We start from the raw sequence: 22,576 nt of genomic DNA, 5'->3' as shown, positions 1-22,576 counted from the left end.
ACAAATTAAAGAGTTATTTGTAGTTTACTCCTCCTCTAACAAGAGGTCAAGAAAAAAATACAAAATCCCCTTTCATTTTTATACAATTCTGAACTTAAAAAACGGAGCATACTATTTAAACATTCAGTTAATTAAAGAAAAAATTAGTCACATTTGTTTCTTTTTTATTTTTTCCATGCTATTAGTTAATATCAGAAGAATGCAAAAATAAAGTTAAAAAAAGACGACTGCTTAAAGGAAATCTCATTCCATTACAAAAGTTTCTAGGGGATGTAACATGGTGTTTTTTGGAATAAGTTTTCAATAGCAGTCGCTTCTTTTGATTATTCTACAATATAAACGGCATTATTTTTATTACGTTCTTTCATTTCTTCCGCTGTATAAATGATCTGCATGGGATTTCCGCCGACAAAACTTCCAACAGGCACATCTTGATGAACAAGTGTACCTGCAGAAACGATTGCTCCATCACCAATTGTTACTCCAGGCAAAATAGTAGAGTTTGCTCCAATCATTACCTCATCACCAATTTCAATATCTCCGATTCTATATTCATCTATTAAATATTCATGGGTGAGAATTGTTGTATTGTATCCAATAATGGTATTTTTCCCTACTTTTATTTTTTCAGGATACATAATGTCAAGCATCACCATTAAAGCGAATGATGTCTGCTCTCCAATATTCATTCGCAAAAAAGTTCGATACATCCAATTTTTACATGCAAGAAAAGGAGTATATCTTGCTAATTGAATAATGATGAAATTTTTTATTACTTTTATAAAAGGAACTGTTTTATAAACATGCCACAGCGAGTTCGCTCCACTTACAGGATAACGTGTTGTTTTTCTCATTCTGCTTTCACTTCTTTAATAGAAAGCAACTCCTCCATAGTATCAAAAATATAATCTGGCTTATATTCCGCTAGATGCTGCTTTCCTTTTAATGACCAAGCAACTCCTGCTGTCATCGTTCCAGCATTTTTTCCTGCCAAAATATCATGATGGTTATCGCCAATCATCATTGCTTCTTCTGGTTTAGCCTGCAGTTTTTTTAATGCTAAAAGAACTGGCTCTGGATCCGGTTTAGCTGCTTTCACATGATCCATTGCAACAATTACTTCAAAAAATTCATCTAATCTAGTTAGTTTTAATCCCATCGCTACTACATCTGATAACTTTGTTGTTACGATAGCGAGTTTAAATCCACGATTCTTTAATTCTTTAACTGTCTCATACACACCATCAAATATTGTTACGATGTTGTCATGATTGGCTAAATTATATTCCCGATATACTTTAATCATTTCTTCCGCTTTTTCTGCATCTAGGGATTCAAATGTTTCCTTAAGGGAAGGTCCCATAAATGGCAATACATCTTCTCTTTTATATTGGGTTGGATAGTATTGCTCTAATGTATGTAAAAAAGAAGAAATAATTAATTCATTTGTATTAATAAGGGTTCCATCTAAATCAAATAATATTGCATTTATTTTTTTACTCAAAATTTTACTTTCCCTTCTATCCATTTATATATGCAATGGTTAGTCTAAGTAGCGCTTATTGGCAAGGCTTGTTTTTCTTCTATAAAAAATGGCAATCACAGCAAATACTATCAATCCGAGAGATATTAATTGCGCCATTCTTAAATCCCCAATCATTAGGCTGTCTGTTCTCATTCCCTCAATAAAAAATCTTCCAATAGAATACCAGGCAACATAAGATAAAAAGATTTCCCCAGATCGCAAGTTTACTTTACGAAGCAACAACAATAAAACAAATCCTAATAGATTCCAGAGGGACTCATATAAAAAGGTTGGATGATAATAAACACCGTCAATATACATTTGATTAATAATAAACTCAGGCAAATGCAAATTTTCCAGAAAAGCTCGGCTCACTTCTCTACCATGTGCTTCCTGATTCATAAAGTTTCCCCATCGGCCTATTGCTTGTCCCAGTATAATGCTTGGTGCAGCTATATCTGCCATCTTCCAAAAGGAAATATTTTTTTTCTTCGTAAATATGTAGGTAGTAATAACAGATCCAATCAACGCTCCATGTATGGCTATGCCTCCATGCCATATTTTCGGAATATCGCTTAGATGATTGCTATAATACTCCCATTCAAAAATCACATAATAAATTCTTGCAGAGATAATTGCGATAGGAATAGCCCAAAGCATTAAATCAGGAAAGTCATCATTGTTCAAACCTCTTCTATTTCCTTCTCTAATAGCTAATATAAGAGCTAAAACTAATCCTGTTCCAATAATAATTCCATACCATCTGACATCAAGTCCACCTAAAGAAAAAGCAATAGGATCTATTGGTTGAATTTCTCCCAATTTCTTTCCTCCTTTAATTGTCTCTCATCCCTTTACCTGTAAAAGTTTATAAACTTTAACTATTTGCCATTATCATCCGAAATAACATTGGCCAACTTACTTGTAAATTGCTCTGCTGCATTTACACCCATTCTTTTTAAACGGAAATTCATAGCAGCTACTTCAATAATAACGGCTAAATTTCGTCCTGGTCGAACTGGAATGGTTATTTTAGTAACATCGGTATCGATAATTTTCATTTTTTCTTCATCTAAACCTAAACGATCATATTGTTTATTTTGCTCCCAAAGTTCTAAAGACATTACCATGGATATTTTTTTATAGCTTCTGACAGCACCTGCCCCAAATAATGTCATTACATTAATAATGCCTAGTCCACGAATCTCTAATAAATGCTCTATCAGCTCTGGTGAACTTCCAACGATTGTATTTTCATCTTCTTGGCGGATTTCTACACAATCATCTGCTACTAAACGATGTCCACGCTTTACTAACTCTAACGCTGTTTCACTTTTCCCTACTCCACTTTTCCCTGTAATTAATACTCCAACACCATATATATCAACAAGCACTCCATGAACAGCTGTTGTCGGAGCAAGTTTTTTTTCTAGAAAATTAGTCAAACGGCTAGAAAATAATGATGTTTTTTGTTTAGAGCGCATAATTGGCACAGAATTTTGTTCCGAAGCTTCTATTAATTCTGCAGGCACTTCTTTATTTCTTGTGATAATAATTCCTGGAGTAATATCACTGCAAAGCCTTCCTAGCCTAAATATTTTTTCTTCATCACTTAGTTTATTTGCAAATGTTAATTCTGTTTTCCCTAATAATTGAATACGTTCTGCTGGATAATAATCAAAGTAACCAGCCATTTCTAAACCAGGACGGGATATATCACTTACCGTAATTGGTCTATTTATTCCTTCTTCACCACTTATTAATTCTAAATCAAATTCTTTCATCACTTCTTTTATCAATACTTTCGCCACTGGAGCTCCTCCTTCAAAAGGTTCATTGCTGTTTATCACCATACACCATTTTTTAGTTTCTTTAAACATTCACTTTATTTTAGCATTATTCGCTAAATTTATGCTAGATTCCATGTCGAAAATAACCTAAACCTAGATAAGTTTCTTAGATAAAACCTCATTCATGAAAACAAAACGAAAAGTGAGCTTTTTTCAAAGAACTGATTCATTAAAATTGCAGGCTGTTTTCGTATAGATTGTTGCTCTTAAAAACGCAGCCTGAATATACTTCGCTTTCTGTTAAGCGAAGTGTATTCAGGCTGCTACACCTTTTTTTCTCTCACTTTTTAAAAACTTTGAGAAATCAACCCAATTTTAAAGTCTAGACCATTGATATATCAGCATTCTTGAATATAAAAAAGGCATCCAATAGCCAAATTGACTTATTGGATACCCCTTTATTCCCTATTATGTATAAAAATAAGTGATAAACAGACAACTATGCTTTTTTTCTTCCCAATATTGTATTTTGAATAATAAGATTAAATAAAGATAAGAGAATACTAAAAAATATACTCATTCCAAAACTAGAAATTTCAAAACTATCTCCCATTAATTGAGCAGTTAGGGATAATGTAACAGCATTAATGATAAATAAAAATAAACCTAAAGAAAGTATTGTTACAGGCAATGTCAATAGTACTAATATTGGCTTAACAATTACATTTAACAAGGATAGGATAATGCTTGCACCTAGTGCAGCACCTATCCCTGATAAATAAAAGGAATCACGAAATAGACCAGCTAATGCAATAAAAAATATAGCGTTTATAACAATACTTACAATCCAACGCATTTGTCTTACACCTCATTTGGCAATATATATACTAACAAAAGGTATATGATTGCTAATGGAAAAAATCCAGTTGAAATGATTCCAATAATAAAAATCACCCGCAACAGATTAGCATTTATATTAAATCTTTCTGCTAATCCCCCTATCACCCCTGCTAGTTTTCTATTGCCTTTTGATCGTTTTATTTCTTTCATCTTTTATTCTCTCCTTCTAACTTACCTCTTGATTCCCAATTTTTTTTATTTTGATTGTTCCGGTTTTTGTATTTGCATCAATGGACGTGCGCTTTTCCTTCGATTGAATCGATTGAAATTGCAGTGTTTTTTGAAGCACATCCTTTTTTTCTTCTATTATTTGTATACCCTCTAACTCTACATTAAATCCACCAAAATTCGTTTTCAAATTCCCATTTATCGCCAGATTTTCCATAACATTTACATCCATATTTCCTGTAGTTCCTTTTAATTCGATATATTCACAATCCTCCGAATGGTTGGTGCAGATTATATCTCCATTAAATGATTGCAAATCTACTCTTTCAAAATAGCCATCTACATGTACAGCTCCATTAATCGTTTCTGCATCCATAGCAGTTGCACTGCTTTTTTCCACCTCTATACTTCCATTTGCTGCATCTACTTCCAGTTTTTTTGATTGAATGGCTGTTAAATGAATTTTTCCATTTGCTGTTTTTGCATATATCTGATCGGAATGGAGATTATTGCTTTTTATCGGGCCATTAAAAAGGCGTATCTTAGTTACTTTATATTCTTCTGTTGGTACATAGATAGTTGTTTGCAGCTTCATCCATTTATGATGCACTTTTACTTCTAGTCTTTCTTTATCTGCAGTCACATCTACTTCTTTTAAGAATACCCGTTTTGCATCTTCTAATGAATCAACACGATAAACTTTTGCCTTACATTCTATGCGGATTTCTTGGTTTTCCCAAGGAATAAGCTCCACATCTCCATTGGGAATATCAATATCGATCGTTTCTGGAATAATATCTGTATATTGAAAGATATGAAAAACTTCTTCATAATGACCGAAATTTAAATCTAAATCTACTTCTTTTACTTTTTTAATAGTCGAGTCAACAAAGTCAAAAATTTTTCCCTTTGCAGTTTGAAAATTAAAAGAAGAAGCCGTTTCTTTTTTCTTTTCTTGGAATTTAGATTCTTCAAAATCCCCTTGCCATATATCTTTTTCTTTTTTGCTTTCCTCATTATCCGCCATTTCCATTAAAGCAATTGCTTCATCAACTGATAATTTCCCGCTCTCTACTAACTTTAAAATTCTTTTTTTCTCATCTGCCATTTTGTTTAGCCCCCGTTCTGTTCATAAAAAAACTGACGAAACATGCCACTTGCCTTTCTATCAACAACTATCTTTCTTTTATAAAGTCTCAACTAAAAACATCTGCATGCAAACAAATAATCAAACTAATACATCCTATAATCAGTATATTTTTCATAGTATTTATTATCATCATAACCAGAAAGAAAATTGGCAAAAGCAAAAGTACTTGTGAGAAAAGATATTTTTTTGCAGGCTGCTTTTTTTCTTTCTTTACATACGAATCAGTTCTAACAAAGTTTCATTCCAAATGCAAATCTCTATGAAGAGAATGTTTATCCTGATGGCCATCAGTCAACATGCTTCGTATTTAGTTTATGTTTTCCTTCCTTCTTTAAGAATTAGTTTTTAAAAAAAAGAAATGCATAAATGCATTTCTTAAAAATCATCCACTCTCTAGTTACCAGCTCGAATAAAATGTTTTGCAGTTGTCATTTATACCTTTTCCAGCTCCTCTATTTGCTGCTGCATTCGAAGTCGGTCTCGCTCTAAAATAGGCTTTAAATATTTGCCCGTGTAGGACCCTTCTAATTCGGCTATTTCTTCAGGTGTACCAAATCCTAATATTGTCCCACCTTTATCTCCGCCTTCAGGACCTAAATCAATAATATAATCTGCTGCTTTTATCACATCTAAATTATGTTCAATTACTAATACGGTATCGCCATTTTCCACCAGACGCTGCAATACAATTAAAAGCCTGGATATGTCATCAACATGAAGGCCTGTTGTTGGTTCATCTAAAATATAAAAAGATTTTCCTGTGGACCGGCGATGTAATTCAGAAGCAAGCTTTACCCTCTGCGCTTCTCCACCAGAAAGAGTAGTTGCAGGTTGGCCAAGTTTTATATATCCTAATCCAACATCTACAATTGTTTGCAGCTTACGATGGATTTTCGGTATATTTTCGAAAAAAGATACCCCATCTTCCACTGTCATTTCTAATACATCGGAAATATTTTTGCCTTTATATTGAACTTCTAGTGTTTCCCTATTATATCGTTTCCCATGGCAAACTTCACATGGAACATAAACATCCGGAAGAAAGTGCATTTCAATTTTTATAATGCCATCTCCTCTGCATGCCTCACATCTTCCGCCTTTCACATTAAAGCTGAATCTGCCCTTTTTATAACCTCGCACTTTTGCTTCATTTGTTGTCGCAAATACATCACGAATATCATCAAAAACGCCCGTGTATGTTGCAGGATTGGATCTTGGAGTTCTCCCTATCGGAGACTGATCGATATCAATGACTTTTTCCAAATATTCAATGCCTTTAATTTCTTTATGCTCTCCCGGTTTTGCTTTTGCACGATTTAACCGTTGGGCTAAAGATTTATGAAGAATTTCATTAATTAACGTACTCTTTCCAGATCCAGAGACACCAGTTACAGCTATAAATAAACCTAATGGAAGCTCTACATCAACATTTTTTAGATTATTTTCGTTTGCACCAATGATTTCTATAAATCTGCCATCACTTTGTTTTCTTTCTAAAGGAAGAGGAATGAATTTTTTTCCAGATAAATATTGCCCTGTTATCGACTTTTTATCTCGCATCACTTGTTTCGGCGTTCCTGTCGAAATAATCTGTCCCCCATGAACTCCTGCTCCTGGACCAACATCAATTAGATAGTCTGCTTCCATCATTGTATCTTCATCATGTTCGACCACAATCAGAGTATTGCCAATATCTCTCATATGTTTTAATGTTTCAATTAATTTATCATTATCCCTCTGATGTAATCCAATAGAAGGCTCGTCTAATATGTACAAAACACCTGTTAAACGAGAACCAATTTGCGTCGCTAATCTGATTCTTTGCGCTTCACCGCCGGAAAGAGTTCCTGCCGCTCTGCTTAATGTTAGATAATCCAAGCCAACATTTATTAAAAAGCCTATTCGCTCTGTTATTTCTTTTAGAATAAGATTAGCAATTTGCTGTTCTTTTTCTGTTAAAGTAAGGCTCTTAAATAAATCATTCACTTCTACAATTGATTTTTCGGTTATTTTTCCAATATGCAATCCATTTACAAGTACTGCTAGCGCTTCTCGTTTTAAGCGATATCCCTTACATGTTGGACAATGCTGAGTGGCCATATATTTTTCCATTTGTTCCCGAATATAATCTGAGCTTGTTTCTTTATAGCGTCTTTCTACATTTTTTAAGACGCCCTCAAATTGAATATCATTCTCCCTCAACAGTCCAAAATCATTTTCATAACGAAAATGTATTTTTTCTTTTCCAGATCCATATAGAATTTTATCCAAAAGATTTTTTGGCAACTCTTTAACAGGAATATTCATATCAATTCCATAATGATTGCACACACTTTCCAATAATTGTGGGTAATATTGTGAACTGATTGATTCCCATGGCGCAATCGCATTTTCTTTTAAGGTTAAATGAGGATTGGGAATAACTAAATCAATATCTACTTCCAGTTTGGTTCCTAATCCATCACAATCAGGACATGCCCCAAAAGGACTGTTAAAGGAAAATAATCTTGGCTCTAATTCTCCTATAGAAAAGCCGCAAATTGGACAGGCATGATGCTCGCTAAACAGAAGCTCTTCCTGTCCGATCACATCAATAATCACTTTTCCTTCCCCAAATCGCAAAGCAGATTCTAAAGAATCAGCCAGCCTTGCAGCAATCCCCTCTTTTACAACAAGCCTATCTATAACTACTTCGATATTATGCTTTTTATTCTTTTCTAAGGAAATTTCTTCCCCAATTTCAAACATGTCTCCATCAATACGGACCCGAACATATCCTTGTTTTTTTATATCCTCGAGCACTTTTATATGGGTGCCTTTTCTTCCTGAAATAATAGGTGCCAAAATTTGCAGTCGAGTTTTTTCGGGATATTCCAAAATTCGATCTACCATTTGTTCAATCGTTTGAGAACTGATTTCTATTCCGTGGTCTGGACATGTCGGTCTGCCAACTCGTGCAAACAAGAGACGCAAATAATCGTAAATCTCAGTTACAGTTCCAACTGTTGATCGTGGATTTCTGCTTGTTGTTTTTTGGTCAATAGAAATGGCCGGAGAAAGCCCTTCAATAGAATCAACATCCGGCTTATCCATTTGCCCTAAAAACTGACGAGCATATGCAGATAATGATTCCACATATCTTCTTTGGCCTTCTGCATAAATAGTATCAAAAGCTAGGGACGATTTTCCTGAACCAGATAAACCAGTTATAACGACCAACTTATCTCTTGGAATTGTAATATCAATATTTTTTAGATTATGTGCTCTTGCACCTTTCACTATTATTTTATCTTTTGCCATATTTTCATCCCTCTGCTTTTAATTCTAAAAGTAAATCACGCAGCTCTGCAGCTCTTTCGAAATTCAGCGCTTTTGCTGCTTCTTTCATCTCTGCCTCCATTTGCACTATCATTGATTCTTTTTCTTTTTTCGTTAGCTTCTCTAATTTTACAGAAGTTTGATATTCTTCAGGAGACTCAGCTGCTTTTGTAGCGCGAATAGTTTCTCTAATTTCTTTTTGAATCGTTTGTGGGATAATGCCATGTTTTTGATTGTATTCTTCCTGTATTTGTCTCCGCCGTTTTGTTTCTGATATAGCGAGCTCCATAGATTTTGTTATTTTATCTGCGTACATAATTACATGTCCGTTTTCATTCCTTGCAGCCCGTCCAATAGTTTGGATAAGAGACCGATCAGACCGTAAGAATCCCTCTTTATCCGCATCTAGAATAGTTACTAAGGCAACCTCTGGAATATCCAATCCTTCTCGTAATAAATTGATGCCGACAAGCACATCGTATTTTCCCATACGCAATTCTCTAATAATTTCAATACGCTCTAATGTTTTTATTTCTGAATGCAAATATTGAACCTTTATCCCAATCTCCTTTAAATAATCGGTTAAATCCTCTGACATTTTCTTCGTCAACGTAGTAATAAGAACTCTTTCATTCCGTTTCGTTCTTTCCTGAATCTCTCCAATCAAGTCGTCTATTTGCCCCTCAATTGGTCGAATATCAATAGTTGGATCAAGCAGGCCTGTTGGACGAATAATCTGCTCTACCATTTCAGGTGTATGCTCTAATTCATAAGGTCCAGGCGTTGCAGATACACAGATCATTTTATTGATATGTTTTTCAAATTCATTAAAAGTCAGTGGACGATTATCTAAAGCGGAAGGCAAACGGAATCCATGTTCTACTAATACATTTTTCCTTGCTTGGTCCCCGTTGTACATTCCTCTAATTTGTGGAAGGGTAACATGTGATTCATCAATTACGATAAGAAAATCTTCTGGAAAATAATCTAATAGCGTATATGGTGTAGAACCTGACGGACGTAATGTTAAATGTCTAGAATAGTTTTCAATACCGGAGCAAAATCCCATTTCCCGCATCATTTCTAGATCATAGCGGCAACGCTGTTCTAATCTCTGTGCTTCTAATAATTTATTATCTTCTCTTAACTTTTCTAATTGTTCTTCTAGTTCTTCTTCAATATTTTCAATTGCCAATCGCATTTTTTCTTCTCTTGTAACGAAGTGGGAAGCTGGAAAAATGGCAATATGATTTCTTTCTCCGAGGATTTCCCCAGTTAAAGCATCCACTTCTCTAATTCGGTCAATTTCATCACCAAAAAACTCAATCCGTACGCAATGCTCATCACGTGAAGCTGGAAAAATCTCCACAACATCTCCTCTAACTCGAAAAGTTCCCCTTTTAAAATCGATATCGTTGCGGTTATATTGAATGTCCACCAACTTGCGAAGAAGCTGATTTCTCTCTATTTCCATACCCTTTCTAAGAGAAACAACCATTTCCCTATATTCTTCTGGTGATCCTAATCCGTAAATGCAGGATACACTTGCCACAATAATAACGTCTTCTCGTTCAAAAAGAGAAGAAGTAGCCGAATGCCTTAATTTATCGATTTCATCATTGATACTTGCATCTTTTTCAATAAATGTATCTGTTTGTGGGACATATGCCTCTGGTTGATAGTAGTCATAATAACTAACAAAATATTCAACAGCATTATTTGGAAAAAAATCTTTAAATTCGCTGTATAACTGTCCAGCCAGCGTTTTATTATGTGCGATAATTAAAGTTGGCTTTTTCACTTCTTTAATCACATTACTCACTGTAAAAGTTTTCCCTGTACCTGTTGCTCCCAGCAATGTCTGTATTTTTTTTCCTGATTTTATCCCCTCGACCAATTCTTTTATAGCCGCTGGTTGATCACCTTGAGGGGTATACTTAGAAACTAAATCAAACTCCTGATTCACCTAAAATCCTCCCAATTAATCCTTGTACAAGCAGGATTATTTCCTTTTTATTACGTAAAATAACAATTAACTACTTTTTTAAATAAGCCATTTTTATAAGGAACTCATTTCCGATGTTTGGCTGGCTGCACTTTTTGATCATTTCTTTTCTATACTATATGTAAAAATTGATCTTCTATTTTTTCTCAATATATTAACATTCTACCACAAACACGCTATTTCAAACCAGAAAAATACGAACGAACATTCGTTTTTTTGTTTTAAAGAAGCTATTTTCGTAAACTTTATTGCTTTTAAAGGAGTCGGTTGATTGCAGTGAAGGGATGCTCGCTTTCCGTGGGGCGGGCGGTGAGCATCCTCAGGCTGCGTATGCGGGATCTCACCTGTCCCGCTAATTCCACAGGAGTCTCGCACCTTTCCCTCCAATCCACCTGTTTTATCCATGGATTTACTCATAAAAATGAGCCGAAAAACAACCATCTTTTAGAAAATAGCCTAAATAAAAGAAAAAGAATAACAAAGATTCGAATTACAGCTCCTTCTTTTACAAAATAGATAGTCTGCTATCCTTATCAGTTATTCTTACTGTTAAATCTTATTCAATTAATGTAGAACTCCCAAATAGTTTCCAAACAATGGGTCACTTGCGGGTTAACTAGAGCACATTTCGCTAACAAAGTTATATGCGGGACTCTCGGCGATCCTTTAGCCACTTGCTATACCAAAAACCAACAGTCAAAGAAAAGGAATCTATCACAATTAGCAAAAAAGAATCTGTATACCCTTTATAAACAGAAGCGGCAATCAAAGCTACTGTTAAAATGAGGGCAATTACCCGATTGTATGTCACTCTTGTAAATAATAAAACTAAAAGTCCAGGAAAAAAAAGGGCCGATAAATATTTAATCACAAAAGACACACCTCTTTGTTACGTTATCATTATTTTAACGACGGCAATCCTAATGAAGATAAAGCACTTGCCAAATTATTAAAAGTTGAAACTTTGCTAAAATCTATTCCTAATTGAATAGCAGTTTGAGCAACTTTCGGTCTTATACCTGAAAAATGAGCTTTAACACCAATTAATTTTAATGTATAAATAACCTGATAAAGCTGATTTGCCACCACCATATCAATAATAGGCACTCCTGATAAATCAATAAATAAATGATTAATCTTTTTCTCTGAACATTGCTCTAAAGTTGTCTCTATAATAAAATGTGTTCTTTGCATATCAAGTATACCGATTAATGGCATTACACCGATGCCCTCAGAGATTGGTATAACGGGGTTGCTCAGATCATTAATTATTTCTTGTTGAACAGACAATTGCTGCTGCTTAAACTTATCATAGTGTTCAATAAAAATATTAGTAAATAATTCAAATGCAAAATTTGTTAAACCAATCCAGTTGAATACAATCGGCACTGTTAATTTGTTAGGATTACTTTCAGCAAAATTTCGAATATAAGAAATCAATATTAATTTAACCTGATTTAATTGCTGAATAGACTCTAGAATCGGCACTAAATCCTTTGATCTTTTTTCAGCAATGACTACAGCCCAATCGTTTAAATTTTGTGTATACATATCTTTTTCTTCTATAAATACCGTTAAAACATTTTCAATTAAAATGCGATGACTTTCTTTTAATTTTGCGAAAGCTGCAGTAGAAGTATTCGAAGTATAATAAGTTGAGGGACTATTTTCTATTGTTTTTAGCCAATCCTCCGTCATATCATTAATATGATTTTTTAAATATGTATATAAATCTTTTCTACACTCTATCATAAATTCTCCCCCTAGATAAACTACTGCACATTTGACAAGCAGAAAGCACCTTCTTTTTTTAGCATTCAGTAAAAAAAGGAAGTTATCAAAGAAGATTCCGATGCAAATATGTATTTATCCTGCTGTATGCTATGTTTCTTTTTATTAATTTTTTTTAACAAAGCCCCTAAATAACATAGGATTTAAGCCTGTTTTCCTCCATTAAATTACCGAATATTTCTTTTAGACAGTTTTTTACTCTATTATATAGTTGTATTTTTTTTCTAACAAGTCAGATATCTAGTATAGGCCAGCATATATAAGAGGATGATTCTCACCATTATTTAGCCGCTGCAAAAAAAGCTTTTAATATGCTTCCATCATATAGACTAAAACAAACTAAAGAGCAGCTTCATTCATCAGAAGTTACTCTGTCTGCTAATCATTCCCCCTTGTAAAATTAGGATAAATGACCGATGTCTACTAGTAATATAGTAGGTTTTATCATTTATCTTTATAAGGTAAAATTCACTATAAACATTTGTTTTTATTTTCAAAAAAATTCTTTATTAGGGAGACGTTTATATGGGAGATAAAAATATTTTACTAGATATCATTGGAAATGAGTTAACAGAAGATATTTTTTCCAATTCCATAGACGATCTTTTATTACTTAAAAAGGGCATAAAAATAAACGCTACTCATATTGAACTACTACAAAAACATCATGTCGAACCCGCTTTTGCTGTTTCATTAATAAAAAAAAGCCCAGTTTCCATTAATAAATCATATACCTCTTTATTAATGGAAGTAAAAGAGGTATTCTGTAACATACTACAAAAAAAGGAAGATGGAATAGAAGAATTACTGGCCCATTTTGCTCAAGTACTAGAATTATCTTTAAAGGATCTTTCTATCTTAGATATCATCCATCAAGATATTGATTCCTCCAATTATATTTATCAGCATAGCATCAATGTCGGAATTATTTCAGCAATCATTGGCAAGATACTCGGACTTTCAAAAAAAGAATGTCATTTACTAGGACAAATGGGCTTATTCCATGACGTTGGCATGTTAGCAGTCAATCCTGACATTCTGCAAAAAGAAGAACGTTTAACTCAAACCGAATATAAAGAAATTCAACAACATACTTTTATTGGAAAAAGCTTGCTGTTTTCCATCACTCAGTTAGATATTTTAGTGTCAAGAACCGCTCTATTACATCATGAAACAATCAATGGAAAAGGTTATCCGAATAAACGTACAGAAAAAGATATTCCTATTCTTATACAAATTATTACGATTGCAGATACATTTAATAGCATGTGTACAAATAGTTATACACAAAAGAAATCATATTACGAAGTGATAAATGAGTTAATTAATAGCGCGCAAAGCAATATTTTAAACCCCGCCATTGTTATTCCTTTTGCTCAATTTATCATGAATAAACAACTATTTAAAAAAGTGAAATTAACAAACAATAAAATTGCTGAAATTATCTTTATTCATCAAAATGATCCCCATCTGCCAATAGTCCGAGTAGAAAATGAATATCTCGATTTACGACTGGCTTCCCCAATCAAAATATCTGGTTCAGCCTAATAGAATATATACAAAAAAAACGAGGATATCATTCCTCGTTTTTTTTCATGTATAGCAATATCAACATACTGCTTTATTCGCTTCAAACCAAATAAAGTGAAACTTCAATTCTTGGGGGGTTCTCCATCCCTCAGTGATTGTTAGTTGAACCAATCGGGCCTTTACGGGCAGTTATTCCCCACCTAGATTTCTCGTTTCTTCTCACCATCTTGAGGTGGGGGTTCTACTGCCCGTTAATGCCAGATAATGTGAAACTTCAATCAGTGGGGGTCAAAAACCCGTTAATGCGTGTAAAGCAGTAAGAGTAACTAACGTTAACCATATACTTCTATTTATACGCCTTTAAATGCTTTGCGATAAATATCTGCCAGTTCAGAAACCAATGGCAATTTAGGATTTGCTGTCGTACATTGATCTTCAAATGCACGGTCTGCCAAGTAATCTACTTTTGCTTCAAAATCTTTTGCATTTACGCCATTTGCTTCAATGCTCATCGGAATATTTAATTCTTTGCCAAGACGAATGACAGCACGGATAAAGCTTTCTACCCCTTGTTCCACTGTATTTGCAGGCAATCCTAAAATTCTTGCCAATTCAGCATAACGTTCATCTGCTTTAAAATATTCGTATTTCGGGAATGCAGTGAATTTTTTTGGTTTTTCTGCATTATAGCGAATAACATGAGGCATTAATATTGCATTGGAGCGCCCATGAGCAATATGGAATTCTGCTCCCAATTTATGTGCTAAACTATGATTAATGCCTAAAAATGCATTTGCAAATGCCATCCCTGCAATCGTAGAAGCATTATGCACTTTTTCACGCGCTTCCTCATCTATTGCACCATTTCTATACGCTCTTGGCAAATATTCAAATATTAACTGAACTGCTTTTACTGCAAGTGCATCTGTATAGTCATTGGCCATATTGGATACATATGCTTCCACCGCATGTGTCAATACATCCATACCAGTATCAGCTGTAACTACTGGTGGAACTGTCATAACAAACTGCGGATCAATAATCGCTACATCTGGCGTTAATTCATAATCAGCTAATGGGTATTTTACATTTTGTTCTTTATCTGTAATAACTGCAAATGAAGTCACTTCAGATCCTGTTCCAGAAGTAGTTGGAATAGCAACAAATTTTGCATTGCCCCCTAAGCTAGGATATTTATAGACTCTTTTTCTTATATCTAGGAATTTTTGTTTTAATCCGAAGAAATCTTCATCTGGATGCTCATAGAACAGCCACATGCCTTTTGCAGCATCCATTGGAGAACCGCCGCCAAGTGCAATGATGCAGTCTGGTTTGAACTTAGCCATCATTTCTGTTCCTTTAACAACTGTATCTAATGATGGATCCGGCTCTACATCAGAGAATACTTCTACTTGAACTAAGTTTTCTCTTTTTCTTAAATGGTATAATAATTTATCCACATACCCAAATTGCACCATATATGGATCTGTTACGATGAATACACGAGAAATATCTTTCATTTTTTGTAAATATTGCACAGAATTTTTTTCGAAATAAATTTTTGGTGGTACTTTAAACCATTGCATATTATTATTCCTTTTAGCCAGTTTTTTTACATTCAATAAATGTATGTCTGTAACATTTGTAGATACAGAGTTTCTTCCATATGATCCACAGCCAAGTGTTAAGGATGGCATAAACGCATTATAAATATCGCCAATTGCCCCTTGAGAAGACGGAGCATTATTAATGATGCGGCATGCTTTCATTCGCAGGGCAAATTCTTTTGTTACCTCTTCATTTTCAGAATGAATAACAGCAGAGTGTCCTAATCCGCCAAACTCAAGCATTTCTTCTGCACATTTAATTCCTTCTTCTGTTGAATGTACTTTATAGCAGGCAAGTACTGGACTTAATTTTTCTCTAGAAAGTGGATATTGCGGTCCAACCCCTTCTAATTCTGCTATTAAGATTTTTGTATCCTCTGGAACTTTTACTCCTGCCAAATTTGCAATAAAATATGCTGATTTCCCTACAATATTCGGATTTACTGCACAAGTATTTTCATTGATTACCAGACTTTCAACTTTCTTTTTCTCTTCTTCATTTAAGAAATAGCAATTATTGCGCTGAAGTTGATCTTTCACTTCATCATAAATTTCTTTATCGATGATAACTGCTTGTTCAGATGCACAAATCATTCCATTATCAAATGTTTTAGAAAGAATTAGATCGTTTACTGCTCTTTTTAATTTCGCCGTTTTTTCAATATAGCAAGGAACATTTCCTGCTCCCACACCAAGCGCTGGCTTGCCGCAGCTGTAAGCGGATTTTACCATTCCAGGACCGCCAGTAGCTAGAATTAAAGCAATTCCAGGATGGTTCATCAAGGCTTGTGTTGTTTCAATAGATGGCTGTTCTACCCACTGAATGCAATTTTCAGGTGCTCCAGCTTTGATTGCTGCATCTCGCAAAATCCTTGCTGCTTCACTGCTGCATTTTTGTGCAGATGGATGAAATGCAAATACAATTGGATTTCTTGTTTTAATGGCAATAATTGCTTTGAACATCGTTGTTGATGTTGGATTTGTAACCGGTGTAACACCTGCAATAACCCCCACTGGATCAGCTATTTCTACAATGCCGTTTACCTCATCATCATTTATAACACCAACTGTACGGTCATATTTAACATTATGGTAGATATACTCCGTAGAGAAGATATTTTTGATAATCTTATCTTCATAAACGCCTCTTCCTGTTTCTTCAACAGCAAGCTTTGCTAAGTACATATGCTTATTTAAACCGGCTAACGCCATTTCTTTAACAATATTATCAACTTGTTCTTGATTTAAATCATAAAACTCTTCCAAAGCTTTTTTTCCTTTAGCAGCTATTTCATCAATTATTGCATTCACATCTTTTTTTGCTTTTACATCCTTTTCTACAACAGACATCTTTAAATCCCTCCACTTTATTAGAGAATCTTTTTCCAAAACTTTTTTGTGAAATCTTTCACAAAATTACTTTAAAGAAAAACTACTTATTCAGCAGCTAATTTTGATTATCTAGAATGACCACATCCTTTTATAAATCTCGAATGATAAAATAGATGAATTTCAATCAAGTGATAGCTAAAGAATATTGGATAATTTTTACTTAAAATCCAAATTTATCTTTGTTTTTCTTTACACCCTTATAATAAACTGTTTTATAACAACCATCAATAGTTTCAAATAAAATTGTTCAACTATTCACAAACTTTTTCACAATTCAGTCACAATTGCTTTTTTTTCCTAATCCCCTTATACTTATCAAGTGATAAGCACACGTAAGAAAGGAAGCATACTATTAATGGATTCATTATCAGGAAAACAATCTCCAGAACTTGATACGCCTAAACTTATTATCCAAGTCGCTTATTCCTTATTTATGGAACTGGGCTATAGAGCCGTCAGCACGAGAAAAATAGCGCAAACTTGCGGCATCACTCAACCTGCTCTCTATCATCATTTTAAAAATAAACAAGAAATATATATAGAAGTCCTGATTGATGCCATTGATCAAATAGAAGCTGCTCTTTTTGCTATTAAGAAAAAACATACAGAAATTAAGGAACGGTTATATGGGGTTACCTGTTATTTTATGCAGAATTATCAAGTGGACTTGATGCAAATGTTTCACGATCTTCAGCATGAAATGCCTTTAGAAATTCAAAAAAACATAGAAGAAAAATGGAAAAAAGGATTTCTTCTTCCTATTATTAATATGCTGGATGAGGCTATAGCTAAAGGTGAAATTGCTGCCTTGGAAAAAATTCATACAACAAGTCATGAAATTTCTCTTCTTCTATTAAGTATTATAAAATCAGCTATTCAACCTGATTATTTAAAAAAGATGTCTGTCTTAGAACAACAAATCTATATAAATAATAAAGCTCGCTTAATTGTACATATCTTTTTATCCGGCATTAAGTAAGTTTTATTAATCATTCTAATAGAATCATTGCATGTCATCCCATTTTTATTTACATGGCGTGCAATCCTTTTTCTTTCAGCTTATCATTTGATAAGCTGAAAGAAATGGTTAACGTATGTTTCACTTAAATAGGTGCTTTCCTTCCCAATTAATATGGGATAAAGTGAAACTTCAATCAGTGGCGGTTTTCTTCAGCCTTCACTGATTGTTAGTTGAACGAATCCGGCTTTTACGGGCAAGTTTCTACCCACTAGGTTTCTCGTTTTCTCTTCTCATCTTGAGGTAGGGGTCAAAAGCCCGTTAATGCGTGATAAATAATAATAATAATAAGGAGAATAAAACATGAAAAAAATCATTTCTAATTATTTCACCTTTGTAGCAAGTGCCAAAGGGAGATGGATAACCATCGTTAGCTGGATTTGCCTTGTTGCTCTTTTAAGCATTTTTTTACCGCAAGCAAGTGAGCAAAAAAATGAAATGGCGAAAAACCTATCAGCAGATGCTCCTTCACAAGAAGCTGCAAAAATTGCTGAAAAAGAGTTTCCAAATGAGCAAGGTACACCAGCATTAATTACTTTTTATAGAAAAGATGGCATAACAGAAAAAGATTTAGCAAACTTTCAGCAATTAGCAGCAGAAATTTCCAAAAATCCTGTTGCTCACCAACAAAGTATTATGCCTATCCATCAGCTGCCTACCCAAGCTTTATTAAAAAATATTTCAAAAGATGGAACTTCATTTGTCTTTCCAGTCCTTTTTGATAAACAAACAGAAACAGCTGAATTAGAAACAGGCATCCAGGAACTAAAAAAAGCAAGCAAAGATATTTTTTCTTCCGATCCGTTTGATACAAATTTAAATAAAGACGATGTTCTTCATGCACGTATAACAGGTCCTGTTGGCATATCCATTGATGCAACAGCATTATTTAGTCAAGGAGATCTTTCCTTATTGTTTGCAACAGTTGCCATTGTTTTAATTTGTTTGCTTGTTATCTATCGTTCTCCTATTCTTGCACTTATTCCATTGATTGGAGTAGCAATCGCATATGGTGTAATCAGTCCCATTCTTGGTGCTTTAGGCAAAGCTGATTGGATTGTATTTGATTCCCAAGGCATCTCCATTATGACGGTCCTTTTATTCGGAGCCGGCACAGACTACTGTCTATTTTTAATTGCGAAGTATCGTTCTTTATTGACCATTGAATCAGATAGCCGTATTGCTATGCAAAAGTCTCTATCTCGTGCTTCTGGAGCAATCGCGATGAGCGGTTTGACAGTTGTTGTTTCTCTTTTCGTTTTATTGTTAGCCAAATATGGTTCCATTCAGCGGTTTGCAGTTCCTTTTAGTATCGCTATTCTGATTATGATGATTGCAAGCCTGACTCTTGTTCCAGCACTACTAAGCATACTAGGAAGAATTTCTTTTTATCCGTTTATTCCACGCACAGAAGAGATGCAGCAAAAACGAAATAAAAAAACCAAAAAAACGAACAAGAGATTCGGAAACTTTATTGGAACATTAGTGACGAAACACCCTTGGAAAGTGACTATTGTTACCTTGTTATTTTTATCCGTATTCGCACTATATTCTACCAAAATAGAATATACCTATGATACGTTATCATCTTTTCCAAAAGATATGCCTTCTCGTGAAGGCTTCACATTAATTGAAGAACATTTTACAGCAGGAGAACTTGCACCTGTTCAAGTTATTATACAGACAGATGGAGAAGAAATAAATGTAAAAGAAGAACTAGAACAACTCGCTTTTGTTTCTACTGTTTCAGATAGTGAGCCAGCGAAGAATGATAAAAATCTTCAAAAATATACAGTAGAGTTAAATACAAATCCATATTCTAATAAGGCAATGGAAGAACTGCCATTGTTAGAAAAAGCAGTTGTGAAGTCTTTAGAAGATAGCGGTATACAAAACAGCAAGGAAAAAGTTTGGATTGGCGGCATCACCGCGGAACAGCTCGATACAAAAAATATAACTACAGACGATGCTGGTATTATTATTCCTGTTGTAATTAGTATGATTGCTGTTTTACTATTTATTTACCTGCGCTCTATCACAGCTACTGTCTATTTAATTGCTACTGTGCTTTTATCTTACTTTAGTGCACTTGGAATAGGATGGGCAATTCTACATTATTTCTTTCATGTAGATGCGATACAAGGGCTAATTCCCCTTTACGCGTTTGTATTTATTGTTGCCTTAGGAGAAGATTACAATATTTTTATGATCTCAAGCATTTGGAAAAAGAGCAAAGAAGTGCCTTTGCTTCAAGCCATTAAAGAAGGAGTTTCAGAATCAGGCAGTGTTATTACGTCCGCAGGGATTATTTTAGCAGCAACCTTTATGGTATTAACAACATTGCCTATTCAAATACTCGTCCATTTTGGAACAATTACAGCTATTGGCGTTTTGCTTGATACATTTGTAGTCCGGCCGTTTTTGGTACCAAGCATTACAGCAATATTAGGAAAAAAAGCCTTTTGGCCTGCAAAAAAACAAATCACATTAATAGAAAAACAGGAAAATAGCTAAAAAAAGGGAGATGCTCGCAAAATGGCATCTCCCTTTTTTATATAAAAAATAATGTTACCAAACAGCTACACTGCCATCTGTCCGCGATTCTGTGCCTCCATAATAAACTCCTGTATCTGGATCTCGCCAAATAATCTGAGCTCTGCCAAATTCATTTGAATCAATAGACATGCTTATTTCATGTCCTTTTCTTCCTAATCCTTCTATAATATGGCGAGGGACATTTGTTTCAAGCATAATTCGATTATCTCCAAACCATTGCCAGCGAGGTGCATCAATGGCAGCTTGCGGATTTAAGCCAAATTCAATCATGTTCATTAGTACTTGCACTTGTCCTTGTGGCTGCATAAATGCTCCAATAACACCAAAAGGTCCAATCGGTGTGTTCCCTTTTGTGATAAATCCAGGAATAATTGTATGATAGGTTCTTTTTCCTGGTTTTAAACAATTAACATGTTCTGGATCAAGAGAGAAATTATGCCCTCTATTCTGCAGAAGAATTCCTGTTTCCGGCACAACTAAGCCTGATCCAAAATCACGATAATTACTTTGGATAAAGGAAACCATATTGCCTTCCTCATCAGCTGTTGCCATATAGACTGTTCCACTATGCTCCGGTTTTCCAGCTTTTGGAGGCCTTGCTATATCTGTAATTAGCTTTTTCCGCTCATTCGCATATTCTTCTGATAAAAGCTCATCCACTTTCACTCGCATATCTTCTGCTTCTGTAACAAACGCTTTTCCATCAGTGAAAGCTAATTTCATTGCTTCTAACTGTGTATGATATGTATGGATTTGCTCTTTTTCATGAAACTTATATGCTTTTAACATATTTAAAGCCATTAATACGACAATCCCTTGACCATTAGGAGGGATTTCCCAAATATCATAGCCTTTATAATGAGTAGAAATCGGTGTAACCCATTCTGGATAAAAATTCGCTAAATCTTCTTTTCGAATTTTCCCGCCATATTTTTTAGAAAATGCATCAATTTTATCAGCAAGTTCTCCTCTATAAAAAGATTCTGCATTCGTCTCGGCAATACTTTCTAAAGTGGTTGCAAAATTTTCAGACTTCCATATCTCCCCAATTTTCGGAATTTTCCCATTTGGAGCAAATGTATCGAAAAATGCTCCATATTCTTCGCCTTTTAGCATTTCCTTTAATTTATTTACTCCATTTCGCCAGTTTCTTCCTCCAGTTGGCGAAAGAGGAAATCCTTCTCTAGCATAGTTAATCGCTGGCTTTAGCACTTCTTTTAAACTTAGCTTTCCAAATCGCTTAGAAAGAGCTGCCCATGCACTAGGAGCACCTGGAACGGTTACAGGAATAAATCCTCTTTCAGGAATGGAATCATAGCCTTCTGATTTTACATAATCAACGGTTGTTTCCATTGGAGCAGTACCACTTGCATTTAAACCATAAAGAGAGTTATTCATCCATACAAGGGCAAATGCATCGCCGCCAATTCCGTTCGAAGAAGGTTCTACCACTGTTAAACAAGCTGCAGTTGCAATCGCTGCATCAACAGCATTGCCTCCCATTTTTAATATTTCCATTCCAGCTTGTGCGGCAAGAGGCTGACTTGTCGCAACCATGCCTTTTTTTGCAATAGAACATACTCGCTTGGATGGATACGGATAGGTTAAAAAGTAATCATTCATCTATAAACTCCTCTCTTTTTAGAAAAGGCTGTTTTCGTAAACTTTGTTATTTTTAAAGGCGTAGGGTGATTGCAGTGAAGGGATGCTCGCTTTCCGTGGGGCGGGTGGTGAGCATCCTCAGGCTGCGCCCTGCGGGATCTCACCTGTCCCGCTAATCCCACAGGAGTCTCGCACCTTTCACTCCAATCAACCTGTTTTAACCA

16 protein-coding genes are annotated in these 22,576 nt (G+C 34.6%); 3 read left to right on the top strand and 13 right to left on the bottom strand.

Annotation, left to right across the window (positions count from 1 at the left end):
• Positions 1 to 323 precede the first annotated feature (323 nt).
• The 11 genes from CWS01_RS10880 to CWS01_RS10825 form a co-directional block, all read right to left on the bottom strand.
• Complete coding sequence (locus CWS01_RS10880) at positions 324 to 854, bottom strand: acyltransferase (protein WP_101177228.1); 531 nt, start codon at positions 852 to 854, stop codon at positions 324 to 326.
• Positions 851 to 1,528, bottom strand: a complete 678-nt coding sequence (gene ppaX, locus CWS01_RS10875; RefSeq protein ID WP_101177227.1) for a pyrophosphatase PpaX — start codon at positions 1,526 to 1,528, stop codon at positions 851 to 853. Before ppaX ends, CWS01_RS10880 begins: the two co-directional genes overlap by 4 nt.
• A gap of 15 nt (positions 1,529 to 1,543) precedes the next feature.
• Positions 1,544 to 2,347 (bottom strand): prolipoprotein diacylglyceryl transferase, encoded by an 804-nt coding sequence (gene lgt, locus CWS01_RS10870; protein ID WP_101177226.1) that lies wholly within the window; start codon positions 2,345 to 2,347, stop codon positions 1,544 to 1,546.
• Positions 2,348 to 2,406: 59 nt separating this feature from the next.
• Positions 2,407 to 3,336 carry an HPr(Ser) kinase/phosphatase gene (gene hprK / locus CWS01_RS10865; protein WP_101177225.1) on the bottom strand — a complete coding sequence of 310 codons (930 nt, stop codon included), beginning with the start codon at positions 3,334 to 3,336 and terminating at the stop codon, positions 2,407 to 2,409.
• 478 nt (positions 3,337 to 3,814) lie between these two features.
• Positions 3,815 to 4,171 (bottom strand): phage holin family protein, encoded by a 357-nt coding sequence (locus CWS01_RS10860; RefSeq protein ID WP_101177224.1) that lies wholly within the window; start codon positions 4,169 to 4,171, stop codon positions 3,815 to 3,817.
• A 5-nt stretch (positions 4,172 to 4,176) separates the two neighbouring features.
• Positions 4,177 to 4,365 (bottom strand): PspC domain-containing protein, encoded by a 189-nt coding sequence (locus CWS01_RS10855; RefSeq protein ID WP_101177223.1) that lies wholly within the window; start codon positions 4,363 to 4,365, stop codon positions 4,177 to 4,179.
• Between the two features lie 16 nt (positions 4,366 to 4,381).
• Positions 4,382 to 5,491 carry a DUF4097 family beta strand repeat-containing protein gene (locus CWS01_RS10850; RefSeq protein ID WP_101177222.1) on the bottom strand — a complete coding sequence of 370 codons (1,110 nt, stop codon included), beginning with the start codon at positions 5,489 to 5,491 and terminating at the stop codon, positions 4,382 to 4,384.
• A 474-nt stretch (positions 5,492 to 5,965) separates the two neighbouring features.
• Positions 5,966 to 8,833, bottom strand: coding sequence for an excinuclease ABC subunit UvrA (gene uvrA / locus CWS01_RS10845; protein WP_101177221.1), 2,868 nt, complete (start codon positions 8,831 to 8,833; stop codon positions 5,966 to 5,968).
• Positions 8,834 to 8,837: 4 nt separating this feature from the next.
• A complete protein-coding gene (gene uvrB, locus CWS01_RS10840; RefSeq protein ID WP_101177220.1) occupies positions 8,838 to 10,817 on the bottom strand; it encodes an excinuclease ABC subunit UvrB in 1,980 nt (659 codons plus the stop codon).
• A 679-nt stretch (positions 10,818 to 11,496) separates the two neighbouring features.
• Positions 11,497 to 11,727 (bottom strand): CsbA family protein, encoded by a 231-nt coding sequence (locus CWS01_RS10830; protein ID WP_101177218.1) that lies wholly within the window; start codon positions 11,725 to 11,727, stop codon positions 11,497 to 11,499.
• 29 nt (positions 11,728 to 11,756) lie between these two features.
• Entirely contained in the window at positions 11,757 to 12,608 is an 852-nt protein-coding gene (locus CWS01_RS10825) for an STAS domain-containing protein (RefSeq protein WP_101177217.1), read from the bottom strand.
• Between the two features lie 564 nt (positions 12,609 to 13,172).
• Between CWS01_RS10825 and CWS01_RS10820 the strand changes: the two genes are divergently transcribed.
• Positions 13,173 to 14,195: an HD-GYP domain-containing protein gene (locus tag CWS01_RS10820; RefSeq protein ID WP_101177216.1), complete on the top strand. Its 1,023-nt coding sequence runs from the start codon at positions 13,173 to 13,175 to the stop codon at positions 14,193 to 14,195.
• 332 nt (positions 14,196 to 14,527) lie between these two features.
• Here the strand turns inward: CWS01_RS10820 and adhE are convergent, their stop codons facing one another.
• Positions 14,528 to 17,134, bottom strand: coding sequence for a bifunctional acetaldehyde-CoA/alcohol dehydrogenase (gene adhE / locus CWS01_RS10815; protein WP_101177215.1), 2,607 nt, complete (start codon positions 17,132 to 17,134; stop codon positions 14,528 to 14,530).
• Between the two features lie 397 nt (positions 17,135 to 17,531).
• Here adhE and CWS01_RS10810 point away from each other — a divergent pair, with 397 nt between their 5' ends.
• The gene (locus CWS01_RS10810) at positions 17,532 to 18,155 is read left to right on the top strand and encodes a TetR/AcrR family transcriptional regulator (RefSeq protein WP_101177214.1); all 624 of its coding nucleotides are present in this window, start codon (positions 17,532 to 17,534) and stop codon (positions 18,153 to 18,155) included.
• 342 nt (positions 18,156 to 18,497) lie between these two features.
• The gene (locus CWS01_RS10805) at positions 18,498 to 20,708 is read left to right on the top strand and encodes an MMPL family transporter (protein WP_101177213.1); all 2,211 of its coding nucleotides are present in this window, start codon (positions 18,498 to 18,500) and stop codon (positions 20,706 to 20,708) included.
• A 54-nt stretch (positions 20,709 to 20,762) separates the two neighbouring features.
• On the opposite strand, the gene ggt is transcribed toward CWS01_RS10805, so the two are convergent.
• Entirely contained in the window at positions 20,763 to 22,373 is a 1,611-nt protein-coding gene (gene ggt / locus CWS01_RS10800; protein ID WP_101177212.1) for a gamma-glutamyltransferase, read from the bottom strand.
• Between the last annotated feature and the right edge of the window lie 203 nt (positions 22,374 to 22,576).

Origin of the sequence: Niallia nealsonii, assembly GCF_002835805.1 — a bacterium.
Taxonomy (GTDB): Bacteria; Bacillota; Bacilli; order Bacillales; family Cytobacillaceae; genus Niallia; species Niallia nealsonii.
The sequence above is the reverse complement of the archived record's forward strand: the minus strand, read 5'-3'. Positions and strand labels throughout refer to the sequence as shown.